Below are 16,492 nucleotides of genomic sequence, written 5' to 3'. Positions count from 1 at the left end.
CGATCACCGCCGGGCGTTGGGAAAGAACAGCTGCTCGCCGCCGATCTGGTAAGCGGCAATCGCTGCCTGGCCGGCGGGACCGACGAGCCAATCGACAAACTTCTGGCCATCGGCCGCCCGGACGTGGGGATGCTTGGCCGCGCTCACCAGCATCACGCCGTACTGGTTGAAGAGGCGCTTGTCGCCCTCCACCAGGATGGCGAGATCGGCGCGGTTCTTGAAGTTCAGCCAGGTACCGCGGTCGGCCAGCACATAGGCGCCGCTGCTCGACGCGATGTTCAGCGCCGGGCCCATGCCGCACCCGCATTCCCGGTAGCCAGTGCCTTTGACGGCCTCGCGGTCGGTCAGCTTCCAGAAGCGCAGCTCGGCCGCGTGCGTCCCGCTTTTGTCGCCACGCGAGACAAAGGGCGCGTTCGCGGCGGCGAGCTTCCTGAAGGCAGCAGCGATGTCGGCACCCTTGGTCCCGGCCGGGTCGGCCTTCGGGCCGATCAGCACGAAGTCGTTGTACATGACCTCCAGGCGCTTCACGCCGAAGCCGTCGGCCACGAATTGCTCCTCGGCGACCTTGTCGTGCACGAACAGGACGTCCGCGTCACCGCGGCGGGCCATGTCAATCGCCTGGCCGGTGCCCAGCGCCACCACCTTCACATCGATACCGCTGGCCTGCTTGAACTGGGGCAGGATATGGCCAAACAAGCCGCTCTGCTCGGTGGAGGTGGTGGACGCCACCACGATGCTCTGGGCCAGGGCGGCCGCACCGGCCAGACCGAAGACCACGGCGGCGGCCACGCGCTTGAAAAATGTCACAGGCTTTCTCCCTGAACAAACAGATCGGCCTGCGGGCACACCGCCCGCAGGATCTCGTGGTTGAAGAAATCGGCCACCGGCAGGTCGGCCAGCAGCCGACCTTGCTCCAGGTACATCACGCGGCTGGCCAGTCGCTTCACCTGGCCCAGGTTGTGGCTGCTGAACACCAGGGTGGTCGGCGAGCCGTCTGGCTGCCCGGCGGTGGTGAACTCGGCAATCAGGGCCTCGACTTCGCGCTTGGCGTGGGGGTCGAGGCTGGCGGTGGGTTCATCGAGCAACCACACCGCGGGGCGCAGCGCCCAGGCGCGCGCCAGCGCCAGGCGCTGCTGCTGGCCGCCCGACAGCGCGCGGGCGTTGGCGTCGGCCACGGACTCGAGCTCCACCCGGCGCAGCGCCTCCCACGCCCGCTCGCGCGCCGACCGCCACGGTGTGCCTTGCAGCCACAGGCCGAGCGCGATGTTGCGCTGCGCGCTCAGGCGCAGCAGGTGGGGTCGCTGGAACAGCATGGCCTGGCGCGCGCCGCTGGCGGTCTGCAGACTGCCTGTGGTCAGGGGCTGCAGGCGGTGCAGGGTGCGCAGCAGCGTGCTCTTGCCGCTGCCGTTGGCGCCCACCAGCGCCACGCGCTCGCCCGGGGCGATGCGCAGGAAGACGCGATCCAGCGCAGGCGGGCGGCCGGGCACCAGCTGCACCGTGGCGTCGCGCAGTTCGACCACGGGCGCCGCCGCCACAGCGGCGGGCAGGCGAGGCATCGCTGTCATGCAGCCACCATCAGCGGCGCCAGCCCATCCCGGCGCTCGCGCCAGCGGCGCAGCAGCGAGACCACGCCGTTGAGCAGGAGCACCACCGTCATGAGCACCAGTCCCAGGCCCAGGGCCAGCGGCAGGTCGCCCTTGCTGGTCTCCAGCGCGATGGCGGTGGTCATGACCCGGGTGAAGCCCTCGATGTTGCCGCCCACGATCATCACCGCGCCCACTTCCGACACCGCACGGCCAAACGCCGTGATCAGCACGGTGAGCAACGCGTAGCGCTCGTCCCAGGCCAGCAGCAGCGCGCGCGTCAGCGTGCCCGCGCCCAGCGAGCGCAGTTGCTCGCCATGGGTGCGGTCCGCGTCCTCCACCACCTGACGCGTGAGCGCGGTGACCAGCGGCACCACCAGCACCGCTTGCGCCAGCACCATGGCCTGAAAGCTGAACAGCCAACCCAGGAAGCCCAGCGGCCCGGAGCGCGACAGCAGCAGGTAAATCACCAGCCCCACCACGACCGACGGAATCGCCAGAAAGGTGTTGAGCACCGTCAGCAGCGCCGAACGGCCGCGAAACCGCGCGGTCGCCAGCCACGCGCCCAGCGCCAGGCCGATGCCGCTGGCAATCAAACAGGCCGCCGCGCTCACCGCGAGCGAGCGCCCCACCACCGACCACAACACCGGGTCGCCGGAGGTCACGAGGGTGAACGCGGTGCTCGCGCTGTCGACAAAGGCACTCATGGAGACTCCATCCTCAATGGCGCAGGATTCAATCACGGGTCCGCCGCAGCGCGTTAGGAAGCGCGATTCATAAGTCACGGCCGAGGGTCTTGGTGGGCTTGATGCACACTTCCGGGCCATGCGGACCGTCGAGTTGTCGTACACCCTGCGCAGCGGCCCGGCCTCCCGGGCCGGGGAGCCGGTCGTGCTGCGCAACCCCATGATGGACGTGCTGCACGCGGTGCGCAGCAGTGGTTCGATCTCCGGGGCCGCGCGTCAGATCGGTCTGTCGTACCGCCACGTGTGGGGGCAGCTCAAGGACTGGGAAGCGGAGCTGGGCCAGCCCTTGCTGGTGTGGGAACGCGGCCAGGCCGCCCGCCTCACCGCCTTCGGCGAGCGGCTGCTGCTGGCCGAGCGCCTAGCCCAGGCGCGGCTGGCGCCGCAGATGGAAAGCCTGCGCGCGGAGATCGAGCGCGCGTTTGCCAAGGTGCTCGACGGCGCCAGCGACACCCCGGTGCGACAGGACGAGCTGACCCTGTACGCCAGCCACGACCATGCGCTCACGGTGCTGCGCGAACACACCGCGCGCCACGCCGAGGCGCCGCTGCACCTGGACATCCGCTTCACCGGCAGCGTGGATGCCATCCGCGCGCTCAACGAAGGCCGTTGCGAGGTCGCGGGCTTCCACACCCAGCCCTTCGCGGCCGCCGGCAGCCTGAGCGCGCGCACCTACCGGCCGCTGCTCAAGCCCGGCCTGCACAAGATCATCGGCTTCGCGCGGCGCGCCCAGGGCCTGATGCTGGCGCCGGGCAATCCGCTGCGGCTGCAGTCGCTGGACGACGTGATCCACCAGCGCGCGCGCTTCGTCAACCGCGCCAAGGGCACGGGCACCCGCCTGCTGCTCGACGAGTGGCTCGCCCAGGCGGGGCGCGCGGCCGACACGGTGAACGGCTACGAGCGCGTCGAGACATCCCACGGGGCCGTGGCCCTGGCCGTGGCCAGTGGCACCGCCGACGTGGGCCTAGGCACCGAGTACGCCGCGCGCAGCCAGGGCCTGGACTTCGTGACCGTGACCGAGGAGCGCTACCTGCTGGTGTGCCTGAAGACGGCGCTGGAGCAGCCCGCCCTGCAGCGCCTGCTGCAGCACCTGCAGGGAAACAACTGGCATCAGGCCCTGACCGCCCTGCCCGGCTATGTGCCCGACCACTGCGGCGAGGTCGCCTCGATGAAGCGGCTGCTGCCCTGGTGGGACTGAGCCTCAGGCCGGCAAGCGCCGGGCAATCTCGGCCACGAGCGCGCGGGCGAGCGTGAGCTTGTCGGCGCGCGGCAACTCGCGCGCACCGGCCGCATCCACCAGCAGCAGGGCGTTGTCGTCGCGGCCGAAGGTATCGGGGCCGATGTTGCCCACCAGCAGCGGCACACCCTTGCGCGCCCGCTTGGCCTGCGCGTGTGCCAGCAGGTCGTGGCTCTCGGCCGCGAAGCCCACGCAGTACAACGCGCCGCTCCGGGCCCGCGCGCCCGCGGCCACGCCGGCCAGGATGTCGGGGTTCTCCACGAAGGCCAGCGCGGGCACGGCGCCGCTGCCGTCTTTCTTGATCTTCTGCATCGCTTCGGTCGCTGGCCGCCAGTCGGCCACCGCCGCCGCGGCAATGAACACATCCGCCGTGGCCTCGGCGGCCTGAACCGCGCGCTGCATGTCCAGCGCCGACGCCACATCCACCCGCGCCACGCCCCGCGGCGTGGCCAGGGCCACCGGGCCCGCCACCAGGGTCACGTCGGCCCCGGCCTCCCACGCGGCGCGGGCGATGGCAAAACCCATCTTGCCGCTGCTGCGGTTGGTGATGCCGCGAACCGGGTCAATCGCTTCGAAGGTCGGACCGGCGGTGATCAGCACCCGCCGGCCCGCCAGCGGCTTGGGCTGGAAATGCGCGACCAGTTCATCCAGCAGCTCCGCCGGCTCCAGCATGCGCCCGTCGCCGGTCTCGCCGCAGGCCTGATCGCCCGCGCCCACGCCCAGCACCACCGTGCCGTCGGCCCGCAGCTGGGCCAGGTTGCGCTGGGTCGCGGGGTGGGCGTACATCTCGCGGTTCATCGCCGGCGCCACGATCAGCGGCACCCGCTCGATCGGTCGCGCCAGACACATCAGCGAGAGCAGGTCGTCGGCCCGGCCGTGGAGCAGCTTGGCCAGAAAGTCGGCGCTGGCGGGCGCGATCACGATGGCGTCGGCTTCGCGGCTGAGGTTGATGTGGGGCATGTTGTTGCCCTCACGCGCGTCCCACTGGGAGGTGTAGACCGGCCGCCCGGAGAGCGCCTGCATGGTCACCGGCGTGATGAAATGCTCGGCCGCCTCGGTCATCGCCACCTGCACGGTGGCACCGGCCTTGATCAGCGCCCGGCAGAACTCGGCCGCCTTGTAACAGGCGATGCCGCCCGACAGGCCCAGGATGACGTGTTTTCCGGCGAGATCGTTCATGGCGCGCAATGTATCAGGGCCCCCGCGAGCGCGCCGGGCCCGGGTGGGGGGCCACATATAATTCCCATTTCCACCTCCTGCGGGCCGCCGGCCCGCCCGAGACATGACCAAATACGTGTTCGTCACCGGCGGTGTGGTGTCCTCCCTGGGCAAGGGCATTGCTTCTGCATCTCTCGCCGCGCTGCTGGAGTCGCGCGGCCTCAACGTCACCCTCATCAAGCTCGACCCGTACATCAACGTCGATCCGGGCACCATGTCGCCGTTTCAGCACGGCGAGGTGTTCGTCACCGACGACGGCGCCGAGACCGACCTCGACCTGGGCCACTATGAGCGTTTCATCGAAACGCGCATGAAAAAGGCCAACAACTTCACCACCGGCAAGATCTATCAGTCGGTGCTGGAGAAGGAGCGCCGCGGCGACTACCTCGGCAAGACGGTGCAGGTGATCCCGCACATCACCAACGAGATCCAGGAATTCATCCGCAAGGGTTCGGGCGAAGGCACGCCGGACGCGGTGGACGTGGCCATCGTCGAGATCGGCGGCACCGTGGGCGACATCGAGTCCCTGCCGTTTCTGGAGGCCGTGCGCCAGATGAGCCTGCGCCTGGGCCCCAACCACTCGGCCTTTGTGCACCTGAGCTACGTGCCCTGGATCGCCGCCGCTGGCGAGCTCAAGACCAAACCCACGCAGCACACCGCGCAGAAGCTGCGCGAGATCGGTATCCAAGCCGACGCGCTGCTCTGCCGCGCCGATCGCCGCATCCCCGACGAAGAACGCGCCAAGATCAGCCTGTTCAGCAACGTGCCCGAGTGGGGCGTGATCAGCATGTGGGACGTGGACACCATCTACAAGGTGCCCCGCATCCTGCACGAGCAGGGCCTGGACGGCCTGATCTGCGACAAGCTGCGCCTGAACACGCCGCCGGCCAACCTCAAGCGCTGGGACGACCTGGTGTACGCGGTCGAGCACCCCACGGCCACGCTCAGGCTCGCCATGGTCGGCAAGTACGTGGACCTGTCGGACAGCTACAAGTCCCTCAACGAAGCGCTGCGCCACGCCGGTCTGAAGAACCAGGCCAAGGTCGAGATCACTTACATCGACTCCGAAACGCTCACGCCGGACAACGTGGCGACCGAACTGGGCGCGTTTGACGCGATTCTGGTGCCGGGCGGCTTTGGCAAGCGCGGCACGGAAGGCAAGATCTGCGCGGCCCGCTACGCCCGCGAACACCGGGTGCCGTACCTGGGCATCTGCCTGGGCATGCAGGTGGCCACCATCGAGTACGCGCGCCACGTCGCCGGTCTCAAACACGCCAACAGCACCGAATTCGACCCCGACACGCCGCACCCGGTGATCGCGCTGATCACCGAATGGAAAGACGCCGACGGCACGATCCAGCAGCGCGACGCCTCGTCAGACCTCGGGGGCACCATGCGCCTGGGCGCACAAAGCTCCGACGTGACGCCCGGCACCTTGGCCCACAGCATCTACGGCGACGTCGTCACCGAGCGCCACCGCCACCGCTATGAAGCCAACGTCAACTACCTGGACCGCCTGCGCGCGGCCGGGCTGGTGATCTCGGCCCTCACGCAGCGCGAACAGCTCACCGAAATCGTGGAACTGCCGCAGAACGTCCACCCCTGGTACATGGGCGTGCAGTTCCACCCGGAGTTCAAGTCCACCCCGTGGGCCGGTCATCCGCTGTTCAACGCGTACATCAAGGCGGCGCTCGCCCTGCGCCGCAAGGACTGACCCATGCGACTGTGTGGCTTCGACGTCGGCCTCGACCGGCCTTTCTTCCTGATCGCCGGTCCCTGCGTGATCGAATCGGAGCAACTCCAGCTCGACGTCGCAGGCCGCCTGAAAGACATCACCGCGTCGCTGGGCATCTCTTTCATCTTCAAGAGCAGCTTCGACAAGGCCAACCGCAGCAGCGGCAAGAGCTTCCGCGGCCCGGGCCGCGAGGCTGGCCTGGCGGTGCTGGCCAAGGTGCGGTCGCAGCTCGGTGTGCCGGTGATCACCGACGTGCACAGCGAGGACGACATCGCGCCCGCCGCGGCGGTCTGCGACGTGCTGCAAACGCCCGCTTTCCTCTGCCGACAGACCGACTTCATCCGCGCCGTGGCGCAGTCTGGCCGGCCGGTGAACATCAAGAAGGGCCAGTTCCTTGCGCCGCACGACATGAAGAACGTGATCGACAAGGCGCGCGACGCGGCCCGCGACGCCGGTCTGCCCGAGGACAGCTTTCTGGCCTGCGAGCGCGGCGTGAGCTTCGGCTACAACAACCTCGTCTCCGACATGCGCTCGCTGGCCATCATGCGCGAGACCGCTGCCCCGGTGGTGTTCGATGCGACCCACAGCGTGCAGCTGCCCGGCGGCCAGGGCACCAGCTCCGGCGGCCAGCGGGAGTTCGTGCCGGTGCTGGCGCGCGCGGCCGTGGCGGTCGGTGTGGCCGGCCTGTTCATGGAAACCCACCCCGACCCGTCCAAGGCCCTCTCCGACGGCCCGAACGCCGTGCCTCTCAAGCACATGCCCGCGCTGCTGGAAACGCTGCTCGAACTCGACCGCGTGACCAAGCGTCAGGGTTTCCTCGAAAACCGCTTCCACGACTGAGCCACCCCATGCCCGCCTACCTGATTGCCGACGTCACCGTCACCAACGAAGAGCAGATGAAGGTCTACCGTGAGTGGAGCACGCGCGCCATGCAGGAGCACGGCGCCGAGGTGCTCGCGCGCGGCGGCCGCACGATCAGCCTGGAAGGCGGCTGGACGCCGCAGCGCATCGTTGTGCTGAAGTTCAAGGACCTGGCGGCCGCGCAGGCCTACTACGACTCCGAAACCTACACCCGCGCCCGCGAGGCCCGCGAGGGCGCCGGCTCGATCCGCATGATCGCGGTCGAGGGCGTCTGATCCGTTTTTTCATCTCCCAAGGCAGAAGAACCCATGAGTGCAATCGTTGACATCGTTGGCCGCGAAGTGCTGGACAGCCGCGGCAATCCCACCGTTGAGTGCGACGTGCTGCTGGAAAGCGGCGTGATGGGCCGCGCGGCCGTGCCCTCGGGCGCGTCCACCGGCTCGCGCGAAGCCATCGAGCTGCGCGACGGCGACAAGAGCCGCTACCTCGGCAAGGGGGTGCTCAAGGCCGTGGAGCACATCAACACCGAAATCAGCGAAGCCGTGCTCGGCCTCGACGCCTCCGAGCAGGCCTTCCTCGACAAGACCCTGATCGACCTCGACGGCACCGAAAACAAAAGCCGCCTGGGCGCCAACGCCATGCTGGCTGTCTCGATGGCCGTGGCCCGCGCCGCGGCCGAGGAAGCGGGTCTGCCGCTGTACCGCTATTTCGGTGGCATGAACGCGGTGCAGATGCCGGTGCCCATGATGAACGTGGTCAACGGCGGCGCCCACGCCAACAACAACCTCGACCTGCAGGAGCTGATGATCATCCCGGTGGGCGCGCCGAGCTTCCGCGAGGCCCTGCGCTGGGGCGCCGAGGTGTTCCACGCGCTGAAGAAGATCATTCACGACAAGGGCATGAGCATCGCCGTCGGCGACGAAGGCGGCTTTGCACCGAACGTGGCCAGCCACGAGGCCGCGCTGCAGATGATCCTGGAAGCCATCGCCAACGCCGGCTACACGCCGGGCGAGCAGATCGCGCTCGGCCTGGACTGCGCCTCCAGCGAGTTCTACAAGGACGGCAAGTACCACCTCGAAGGCGAGGGGCTGGTGCTCAGCGCCGAGGAGTGGACCAACATCCTGGCCACCTGGTGCGACAAGTACCCGATCGTCAGCATCGAAGACGGCATGGCCGAGGGCGACTGGGACGGCTGGAAGCTGCTCACCGAGCGCCTGGGCAAGCAGGTGCAGCTGGTGGGCGACGACCTGTTCGTCACCAACACCAAGATCCTGCAGGAAGGCATCGACAAGGGCATCGGCAACTCGATCCTCATCAAGATCAACCAGATCGGTACCCTCACCGAAACCTTCGCCGCCATCGAGATGGCCAAGCGCGCGGGCTACACGGCCGTGATCAGCCACCGCTCGGGCGAAACCGAGGACAGCACCATCAGCGACATCGCGGTGGGCACCAACGCCGGCCAGATCAAGACCGGCTCGCTGTCGCGTTCGGACCGCATGGCCAAGTACAACCAGCTGTTGCGCATCGAGGAAGACCTCGGCGAAGTGGCGGTCTACCCCGGTCGCGCGGCCTTCTACAACCTGAAGTGACGCGACACGCCACCCCATGATGGCCAGCCGCCTGATTCCGGCCCTGCTCGTGGGCCTGCTGCTCGCCCTGCACGCCCAGCTCTGGCTGGGCCGGGGCAGTGTGCCTCGGGTGGCCGAGATGAAGCGGGAACTGGCCGATCAGGTGGCGGCCAACCAGCAGGCGCAGCAGCGCAACGACCAGCTCGCCAGCGAGGTGCGCGACCTGCAGGAAGGCCTGGCGATGGTCGAAGAGCTCGCCCGCCAGGAACTGGGCATGGTCAAGCCCAACGAAATCTTCGTCCAGATCGCGCAACCCGCGCGGCGCTGACACCATGCCCACCATCGCCCTGCTCGGGGGCGAATCGAGCGGCAAGACCCACCTCGCGCACGCCCTGACGGCCGCGCTGACCGAACGGGGCTGGCCCGCGGTCCGCGTGGATGAGCACCTGCGGGACTGGTGCACCCAGGCCGGCCGCGCACCCCGCGCAGAAGAACAGGCCGGCATCGCGGCGGAGCAAACCCGCCGCATCGACGCCGCCCGCCGCCCGGGCGTGGTCGTGGTGGCCGACACGACGGCGCTGGTCGTCGCGGCCTACAGCGCCCATTATTTCAACGACGACAGCCTGTGGCCCGCGGCCCTCGATGCCCAGCGGCGCGTGGACTGCACGCTGCTGATGGGGCTGGATCTGCCGTGGCAGGCCGATGGGCTGTTTCGCGAGAGCCCCGCGGTCCGCGACGCCATCGACGCGCGGCTGCGCCGGGCGCTGCAGGAAGCGGGTCTGGCATTCCAGACGATCTACGGCCAGGGCCCGCGCCGGCTGGCGGCTGCCCTGGCGGCGCTGCAGCCGCACCTCGGCAGCGCCCTGGTGCCCGACGACGAGCGCCTGCGTCACGGGACCGGGCGCTGGCAATGCGAGGCCTGCAGCGATCCGGGCTGTGAGCACCGGCTGTTCTCGGCGCTGGTGGCTTCCCGCAGCCCTGGGTTACCGACCAACGAGGTCTGATAGATTTTTTGTATTGCAATCGGCGCAACGCCTATCGCCGAACTTGCGTTCGACAAGCCACCCTGGCCTTCCTACAGTGTCGACATTCGCAATCGACAAGGGAGAGGCAATGAGCAATATCTATCAACAAGGGGCCCACGGGCGCGGTGTGGGGGCGTGGCTGCAGCGCTGGTGGGGCGGTCGGCCGTCCGGCGGGGCGAGTGAGGCGGACCGGCTGGCGGCGCTGCAAAGCTACCTGCGGCGCGAGCTTCAGCCGGTCCAGTCCCGCCTGTCGGCGCGGGACCGCCTGCTGATGGCGCGCGTCATGGCGGGAGACTCGCTGGCCGCGGTTCGGCGGCTGCGCTTTGACTGCTTTGACCTCATGTGCCGCATGCTCGGCGAGGGCACGGCCCACCGCCACCAGCGCCGCATCGACGGCTGGCTCGGCACCGCGGCACAGCCCCGTCACATGGCGCCGGCCCGCTCGCGCAGCCGCTGACGCAGCCAGCGGTGGGGCTTGCTCTGGTGCGTGCGCTGGTGCCAGATCATGTGCAGCGGCAGTTCGCGCACCGGAATGCCGGGTGGCAGCGGCAGCGCCCACAGACCGGGGCGCGCGGCCAGCAGCTGGCGGGCCTGCGCGGCGGTCGTGGTGAGCAGGCGGTCGCCGGTGGCGAGCAGCTCGGCCGCCAGGACCCACGACCGCACCACCACCGGACCGTCGGCACCGGCGTCTTCGGCGCCCGCCCGCGGCGCGCAGCCGATCATCAGGTGGGAGGCCGCGGTGTAGGCCGCGCCATCAAACCCGCTGGCGAGCAGCGGGTGGTCTTGCCGCAGGCACACCGTGTCCAGCACGAGCCGGGTCAACGTGTCGCGGTGCAGGTCGCGGGCGTCGTCGGGGGCATCCTGCAGGGTGCAGGCGATGTCGAGATGGCCGCTGCGCAGGGCCTCGATGTCGCGCGGCCCGTGGGACGGGCTGTCGACATGCAGCCGCAGACGCGGCGCCTCGGCCTGCACGGCGCGCAGCAACGCGGCCAGGCTGGCGAGGCCAAGGCCATCGCAGCTGGCCAGGGCGATGCGGGCGTCGCAGTCGCGCGGATCGAACAGCACGGCCGTGCTGCTCGAGGCACGCCACGCCGCGAGGATCTGCCGGAATGGCTCCAGCACCGCTTCGCCGTAGGGCGTGAGCTGGTAATGCTGGCGGTCGCGCACGCAGATCTCATCGCCGAGCTCCTGCCGCAGTCGCGACAGGGCGTGGCTGGCGGCGGACGCCGACATGTGCAGCCGGGCGGCCGCCTCGTTGAGGCTCTGGGTGTCGATCAGCTCGCACAGCAGCGCGAGCTGGCGGAATTCGGCGTTCTTCATGGGCCGGCGGGGTGACAGCGACGGGGCGGCGATGCTACGCCGCCGCCGCCGCCGACACCCCGGCGGGTGTCCCGCGCCGCGCCGCCGGCCGGCTTACTGCGGTCGGCCAGTCACCGGCGGCTGGTCGGGCGAAGGCAGGAACACCTGCGCGGCATCCACCGGGTCGAACCGGTACTGCGCGCCGCAGAACTCGCAGCCCACCTCCACCTCCCCGCGCTCGGCGAGGATGGATTCGATCTCCGCCTGGCCGAGCGAGCGCAGCATGCCGGCCACGCGCTCGCGCGAGCAGGTGCAGGCAAAGCGCGGACCGGCGTCGCCCTGCAGCGGCTCGAAGCGACGCAGGTTTTCCTCCCAGAACAGACGGTGCAACACCGTCTGGGCGTCGAGGTTGAGCAACTCGTCGCGTTGCAGGCTGGCGGCGAGGATGGCGATGCGGTTGTAGTCCTCGTTGCGGCCGATGTGGTCCTCGTCGGCCCGGGCCACGCCCTGCCCGGCGAGGTTGGCCTCGCCCTGCAGCGGCAGGCGCTGAATCAGCAGGCCGGCCGCCACGCGGTCGTTGGCCGCGAGCACCAGGCGCGTGTCGAGCTGCTCGCTTTGCAGCATGTAGTGCTCGATCACTTCGCTGATCTTTTCGAGCTTTTCGTGGCGATCGCCGAACAGCGGCACCACGCCCTGGTAGGGCTGCTGGCCGGGCTGGCGGTCCTTGGGGTCGAGCGTGATGGCGCAGCGCCCCTGGTTGGTCACGTTGACCATGTGCGACAGCGGCGCGTCGGCCGCCACCTCGCCGGTGACGGTCGCCGTGGCACGCAGACTCAGGTCGGGCTGCACCTCGGCCACGGCCACCTTCACCGGCCCGTCGCCCATGATCTGCAGCACCACCGCCCCATTGAACTTGATGTTGGCCTGCAGCAGCGTGGCCGCGGCGGTCATCTCACCCAGCAACTCGGTGACGGCCGCGGGGTAGCCGCCGGCCTGCGCACGCCGGGCGAGGATGTCTTGCCAGGCGTCGGTGAGCCGCACGAGCATGCCGCGCACCGGCAGGCCTTCAAACACGAATTTGTGGAGTTCGGACACGGGGGACTTTCAGGAGACTTTCGTCACGAAGGGCCGCACATCGGGCTCAGTCGATCTTTTTCAAGCCCTGCCGGTAGCGGCGGGCGTTGTCGATGTAGTGCTGCGCGCTCTGCTGCAGGCCCTCGATCTGCTCGGGCGTGAGCGTGCGCACCACGCGGGCCGGGCTGCCCAGGATCATCGAGCCATCGGGAAACTCCTTGCCCTCGGTGACCAGCGCACCAGCGCCCACCAGGCAGTGCTTGCCCAGACGGGCGCCATTGAGCACCACCGCGCCGATGCCAATGAGCGAACCGTCGCCGATGGTGCAGCCATGCAGCATGACCTGGTGCCCCACCGTCACATGCCGGCCGACGGTGAGGGGCTTGCCCACGTCGGCGTGCAGCACGCTGCCGTCCTGGATGTTGCTGCCCTCGCCCACCACGATGGTCTCGGTGTCGCCGCGGATGGTCACGCCGAACCACACGCTGCTGTCGGCAGCCAGCTCCACGTTGCCGATCACCTGCGCGTTGTCGGCCACCCAGGCCGAATCGGCCACGCGCGGGGCGACGCCATCAAGAGAAAACAGGGCCATGGGGTACTCCGGGGGGCTGTGGGACGAAACCTAGAATTGTAGGGATGCGCCCCACCGAAGCGACCGTCTGCCCTCACGCCCGCGCCACCGGCCCCAGCCTGCGCGCCAGCGCGCTGGCGGCCTTGCTGCAGGCCGACCCGGCAGACAAGGTCGCGGCGACGCACGCGCTGTGGCGCGACTGGCAGTCGCTGGGCAATGGCGATGAAGCGGCGCTGGACGCCCGCTCCCCACTCACCGCACCGGCGGATCGGCCCCTGCCCGGGCGGCCCGCGCGGCCCGGGCTGGTGGCGCCGGACGCGGTGCCGCGGCGTTCGCCGTTCACCCGCAGCGGCCTGGCCGCGCTGCTGCATGCCATCGCCCACATCGAGTTCAATGCCATCGACCTGGCGCTGGATGCCTGCTGGCGCTTTCCCGGCCTGCCGCCGGACTACTACCGCCAGTGGCTGCAGGTGGCCCACGAAGAGGCCACGCATTTCGGGCTGCTGCGCGCGCTCCTGCAGCAGCTCGGTCACGACTACGGCGATTTCGAGGCGCACCACGGCCTGTGGGAAATGTGCGTCAAGACCCAGGACGACGTCACCGCGCGCATGGCCCTGGTGCCGCGCACGCTGGAGGCCCGCGGGCTGGACGCCACGCCGCTGATCCAGGCGCGGCTGCGCCGGGTGAACACGCCGGAAGCGACGCGCGCCGTCGACATCCTGGACATCATCCTGCGCGACGAGATCGGCCACGTGGCGGTGGGCAACCGCTGGTACGCCTGGCTGTGCGAACGCGAGGGGCTGGACCCGCTGGCCCACTACCGCGTGCTCGCGCGTCGCCACGCCGCGCCGCGCCCACGACCACCGTTCAACACCACCGCCCGCGAGGCCGCCGGCTTCACGCGGGAGGAAATGCACGCTCTCGGCGAAGACCAGCCGCCCCGTCGCCCAATCATGCGACACCGGCCCTGACGGGGAGCGCCCCGGACGGCGATCAACTCGCTAGCATGACCCCTCGACGTGGACATCGGGTGCGGGCATGACGGTTGAACGCATGGAACTGGACAGCTACCTCGGACAGGCCTTTCAGCGCGTGCCCGTGGCGATGATCGTGGTGGACCGCGCGGGTGCGATCGTGCGGGCCAACCGGCTGGCCGAATCCACCTTCGGCTACAGCGCCGGCGAGCTCATCGGCCGCCCCGTCGAATCCCTCATCCCGGCCCGCTACCGCCACGCCCACCCGCGCTACCGCAACGGCTTCCTCGACGAAACCGCCGCCCGGCCGATGGGCGCCGGCCGCGACCTCAGCGGGCTGCGCAAAGACGGCAGCGAGTTTCCGGTGGAGGTCGGCATCAACCCGGTCGAGACCGGGGAAGGACCGATGGTGCTGTCGGTCATCCTGGACCTGTCCGAGCGCAAGCAATCGGAGAAACGCATCCAGGACGCGCTCACGCAGAAGGACCTGTTGCTGCGCGAGGTACACCACCGCGTGAAAAACAACCTGCAGGTGATCCACAGCCTGCTCGACCTGCAGGCCCTGCGGCTGGCGGACCACGACCTCGTGGGCGCGCTGCGCGACAGCCAGAACCGGATCCGCTCGATGTCGCTGATCCACCAGACGCTCTACCAGTCCCACGACTTCGCGCGCGTGGACTTCGAACGGTTTCTGGGTGAGTTGCTGCCCAGCCTCGCGGAGTCCTACGCCGACGTGGCCGGCGGCGTCGACATCCGCACCCGGGCCGCCGGGGTGAAGCTGCCGATCAACGAAGCCGTGCCGCTCGGGCTGGTGGTCAATGAGCTGGTGAGCAACGCGTTCAAGCACGGCTTTCCGGGCGGCGGCCGTGGTCACATCGAGGTGGCGGTGCGGCAGGGTGCGGACGGTGCCGTGGAACTCGCGGTGAGCAACGACGGCGTGGCCATCGACGCGTCGCTCGACCTCGAACGCACCGGCACGCTGGGCTTGCAGCTGGTCCAGCTGCTGGCGCGCCAGCTGGACGGGACGCTGGAGGTCGAGCGCGCCGGCCCGGTACGGTTTGGCCTGCGCTTTCAGGTCAAGGAGCCGACCGCGTGAAGGCCGACCCCCGCATCCTCATCGTCGAAGACGAAGGCATCGTCGCCTTCAACCTGCAGCAGCGGCTGCAGCAGATGGGCTATGAGATCGCGGGCGTGGCGGAATCGGGTCACGAGGCGCTGGCGCTGGCCAGCGACGCCGAGCCCGATCTCGTGCTGATGGACATCCACATCAAGGGCGAGATGGATGGCATCGAGGTGGCCTCCCAGCTGGCCGCCACGCGCCAGACCCCCGTGATCTACCTCACCGCCTACGCCGAGGACTCCACGCTGGAGCGCGCGCGCCGCACCCGGCCCTACGGCTACCTGATCAAGCCGTTCTCCCAGCGCGAACTGCACGCGACCATCCAGATGGCGCTGGAGCGTCACGCCGTGCAGGAGGCCCTCACGCACAGCCAGGCGCTGCTGCGCCAGGCGCTCGATGCGGCCCAGATGGGCACGGTCGAATCGCTGGCCGACGGACGCTTCCAGCTCTCGGGGCCGCCGCGCGTGATGACCGGGCTGCCCGCCGAGCCGGTCGGCCGGGACGGCTGGCTGGCCCGGGTCCACCCGGAGGACCGCCCCGGCCTGGAGGCGGTGTTGACGAGCAGTGGCGCCGAGCCCCTGACGCTGAACGTCGAGTTCCGGGTCATGCCCGGGGAAGGCGATGTCCGCTGGCTGCGCCTGGACGCCACGGTGCGGCCCGACGGCGCGGTGCGCGGGGTGCTGCAGGACATCGGGCCGCGCAAGCGCAGCGAGTTGAGGCTGCGTCAGCTCAACGAAGAACTCGAGCACCGGGTGCGCCAGCGCACGGCGCAGCTGCACGACACGGTGCAGGAGCTCGAAGCCTTCAGCTCGATGGCCGCGCACGACCTGCGCTCGCCGCTGCGCGCCATTGCCGGCCTGAGCGACATCCTGACCGACGTCCACGGCGGCGAGTTGTCCGCCGAGGCGCGCGACATGATCGACCGCATCGGCCGCTCGGCGCAGCGCATGAGCCAGCTCGTCGAAGCCCTGCTGGGTCTGGCCCGGCTGAGCCGCCAGCCGCTGCGACGGCAGACCGTGGATCTCTCGCGCCTGGCGCAGGACATCGTGGCGCAGATGCACGAAGCGGAGCCGCACCGGCACGCGCGCTGCGCGGTGGAACCGGGCATCGTGGTCTGGGGCGACCCCGCGCTGCTCTACAGCCTGCTGGACAACCTGCTGCGCAACGCGTGGAAGTTCACCGTGGACCGCGACCCGGCGCTCATCACGGTGGACGCGGCCGGCCCGGGCCACCTCCGCGTGCGGGACAACGGGCCGGGCTTTCCGCCGGACCAGGCCGAGCGCCTGTTCGAGCCCTTCGTGCGGCTGCACAGCCCGCAGGCGTTCGCGGGCAGCGGACTGGGGCTGCACATCGTCAAACGCATTGCGCTGCGCCACGGCGGTCGGGTCTGGGCTGAAACGGCGCCCGAGGGAGGCGCGGTCTTTCACTGCAGCCTGCCCACCGCGCAGGAACCGGACGAGTCGCCGACCTGAGGTCGCCGG

Annotated in this window: 18 protein-coding genes; 11 read left to right on the top strand and 7 right to left on the bottom strand. The window is 69.8% G+C overall.

What is annotated here, in order from left to right; all coding sequences use genetic code 11:
• Nucleotides 1-3 precede the first annotated feature (3 nt).
• From AC2D80_RS03940 to AC2D80_RS03930, 3 genes are read right to left on the bottom strand one after another with little or no spacing between them, the layout of a single operon-like run.
• A complete protein-coding gene (locus AC2D80_RS03940) occupies nucleotides 4-807 on the bottom strand; it encodes an ABC transporter substrate-binding protein (protein WP_484631671.1) in 804 nt (267 codons plus the stop codon).
• On the bottom strand, nucleotides 804-1,520 hold the full coding sequence (locus AC2D80_RS03935; protein WP_484632640.1) for an ATP-binding cassette domain-containing protein: 717 nt from the start codon (nucleotides 1,518-1,520) through the stop codon (nucleotides 804-806). Before AC2D80_RS03935 ends, AC2D80_RS03940 begins: the two co-directional genes overlap by 4 nt.
• A 41-nt stretch (nucleotides 1,521-1,561) precedes the next feature.
• Nucleotides 1,562-2,290: an ABC transporter permease gene (locus tag AC2D80_RS03930; RefSeq protein ID WP_484631670.1), complete on the bottom strand. Its 729-nt coding sequence runs from the start codon at nucleotides 2,288-2,290 to the stop codon at nucleotides 1,562-1,564.
• 118 nt (nucleotides 2,291-2,408) lie between these two features.
• Here AC2D80_RS03930 and AC2D80_RS03925 point away from each other — a divergent pair, with 118 nt between their 5' ends.
• Nucleotides 2,409-3,524, top strand: a complete 1,116-nt coding sequence (locus AC2D80_RS03925; RefSeq protein WP_484631669.1) for a substrate-binding domain-containing protein — start codon at nucleotides 2,409-2,411, stop codon at nucleotides 3,522-3,524.
• Nucleotides 3,525-3,527: 3 nt separating this feature from the next.
• On the opposite strand, the gene coaBC is transcribed toward AC2D80_RS03925, so the two are convergent.
• The gene (gene coaBC / locus AC2D80_RS03920; RefSeq protein WP_484631668.1) at nucleotides 3,528-4,742 is read right to left on the bottom strand and encodes a bifunctional phosphopantothenoylcysteine decarboxylase/phosphopantothenate--cysteine ligase CoaBC; all 1,215 of its coding nucleotides are present in this window, start codon (nucleotides 4,740-4,742) and stop codon (nucleotides 3,528-3,530) included.
• A 103-nt stretch (nucleotides 4,743-4,845) separates the two neighbouring features.
• Here coaBC and pyrG point away from each other — a divergent pair, with 103 nt between their 5' ends.
• The 7 genes from pyrG to AC2D80_RS03885 all read left to right on the top strand — a co-directional run bounded on the left by pyrG (nucleotide 4,846) and on the right by AC2D80_RS03885 (nucleotide 10,430).
• Nucleotides 4,846-6,495 carry a CTP synthase gene (gene pyrG / locus AC2D80_RS03915; protein WP_484631667.1) on the top strand — a complete coding sequence of 550 codons (1,650 nt, stop codon included), beginning with the start codon at nucleotides 4,846-4,848 and terminating at the stop codon, nucleotides 6,493-6,495.
• Nucleotides 6,496-6,498: 3 nt separating this feature from the next.
• The gene (gene kdsA / locus AC2D80_RS03910) at nucleotides 6,499-7,356 is read left to right on the top strand and encodes a 3-deoxy-8-phosphooctulonate synthase (RefSeq protein WP_484631666.1); all 858 of its coding nucleotides are present in this window, start codon (nucleotides 6,499-6,501) and stop codon (nucleotides 7,354-7,356) included.
• 8 nt (nucleotides 7,357-7,364) lie between these two features.
• Entirely contained in the window at nucleotides 7,365-7,652 is a 288-nt protein-coding gene (locus AC2D80_RS03905) for a DUF1330 domain-containing protein (RefSeq protein WP_484631665.1), read from the top strand.
• Between the two features lie 33 nt (nucleotides 7,653-7,685).
• Nucleotides 7,686-8,969: a phosphopyruvate hydratase gene (eno, locus tag AC2D80_RS03900; RefSeq protein ID WP_484631664.1), complete on the top strand. Its 1,284-nt coding sequence runs from the start codon at nucleotides 7,686-7,688 to the stop codon at nucleotides 8,967-8,969.
• Between the two features lie 19 nt (nucleotides 8,970-8,988).
• Complete coding sequence (ftsB, locus tag AC2D80_RS03895; protein ID WP_484632639.1) at nucleotides 8,989-9,276, top strand: cell division protein FtsB; 288 nt, start codon at nucleotides 8,989-8,991, stop codon at nucleotides 9,274-9,276.
• Between the two features lie 4 nt (nucleotides 9,277-9,280).
• Nucleotides 9,281-9,952: an AAA family ATPase gene (locus tag AC2D80_RS03890; protein ID WP_484631663.1), complete on the top strand. Its 672-nt coding sequence runs from the start codon at nucleotides 9,281-9,283 to the stop codon at nucleotides 9,950-9,952.
• Between the two features lie 109 nt (nucleotides 9,953-10,061).
• Nucleotides 10,062-10,430 (top strand): hypothetical protein, encoded by a 369-nt coding sequence (locus AC2D80_RS03885; RefSeq protein ID WP_484631662.1) that lies wholly within the window; start codon nucleotides 10,062-10,064, stop codon nucleotides 10,428-10,430.
• Here the strand turns inward: AC2D80_RS03885 and AC2D80_RS03880 are convergent.
• The 3 genes from AC2D80_RS03880 to AC2D80_RS03870 form a co-directional block, all read right to left on the bottom strand.
• Complete coding sequence (locus tag AC2D80_RS03880) at nucleotides 10,397-11,293, bottom strand: LysR family transcriptional regulator (RefSeq protein ID WP_484631661.1); 897 nt, start codon at nucleotides 11,291-11,293, stop codon at nucleotides 10,397-10,399. The genes AC2D80_RS03885 and AC2D80_RS03880 overlap by 34 nt on opposite strands.
• A 93-nt stretch (nucleotides 11,294-11,386) precedes the next feature.
• On the bottom strand, nucleotides 11,387-12,367 hold the full coding sequence (hslO, locus tag AC2D80_RS03875; RefSeq protein ID WP_484631660.1) for an Hsp33 family molecular chaperone HslO: 981 nt from the start codon (nucleotides 12,365-12,367) through the stop codon (nucleotides 11,387-11,389).
• 46 nt (nucleotides 12,368-12,413) lie between these two features.
• A complete protein-coding gene (locus tag AC2D80_RS03870) occupies nucleotides 12,414-12,938 on the bottom strand; it encodes a gamma carbonic anhydrase family protein (RefSeq protein WP_484631659.1) in 525 nt (174 codons plus the stop codon).
• 44 nt (nucleotides 12,939-12,982) lie between these two features.
• Between AC2D80_RS03870 and AC2D80_RS03865 the strand changes: the two genes are divergently transcribed.
• From AC2D80_RS03865 to AC2D80_RS03855, 3 genes are all read left to right on the top strand, one after another.
• Nucleotides 12,983-13,888 (top strand): ferritin-like domain-containing protein, encoded by a 906-nt coding sequence (locus AC2D80_RS03865; protein ID WP_484631658.1) that lies wholly within the window; start codon nucleotides 12,983-12,985, stop codon nucleotides 13,886-13,888.
• A gap of 67 nt (nucleotides 13,889-13,955) precedes the next feature.
• Nucleotides 13,956-14,987 carry a sensor histidine kinase gene (locus AC2D80_RS03860; RefSeq protein WP_484631657.1) on the top strand — a complete coding sequence of 344 codons (1,032 nt, stop codon included), beginning with the start codon at nucleotides 13,956-13,958 and terminating at the stop codon, nucleotides 14,985-14,987.
• Nucleotides 14,984-16,483 (top strand): sensor histidine kinase, encoded by a 1,500-nt coding sequence (locus AC2D80_RS03855; protein ID WP_484631656.1) that lies wholly within the window; start codon nucleotides 14,984-14,986, stop codon nucleotides 16,481-16,483. Before AC2D80_RS03860 ends, AC2D80_RS03855 begins: the two co-directional genes overlap by 4 nt.
• Nucleotides 16,484-16,492: the final 9 nt, after the last annotated feature.

The sequence above is a fragment of the Hydrogenophaga sp. T66 genome, from assembly GCF_057219855.1.
This window is presented reverse-complemented; position numbering and strand designations above follow the sequence as displayed.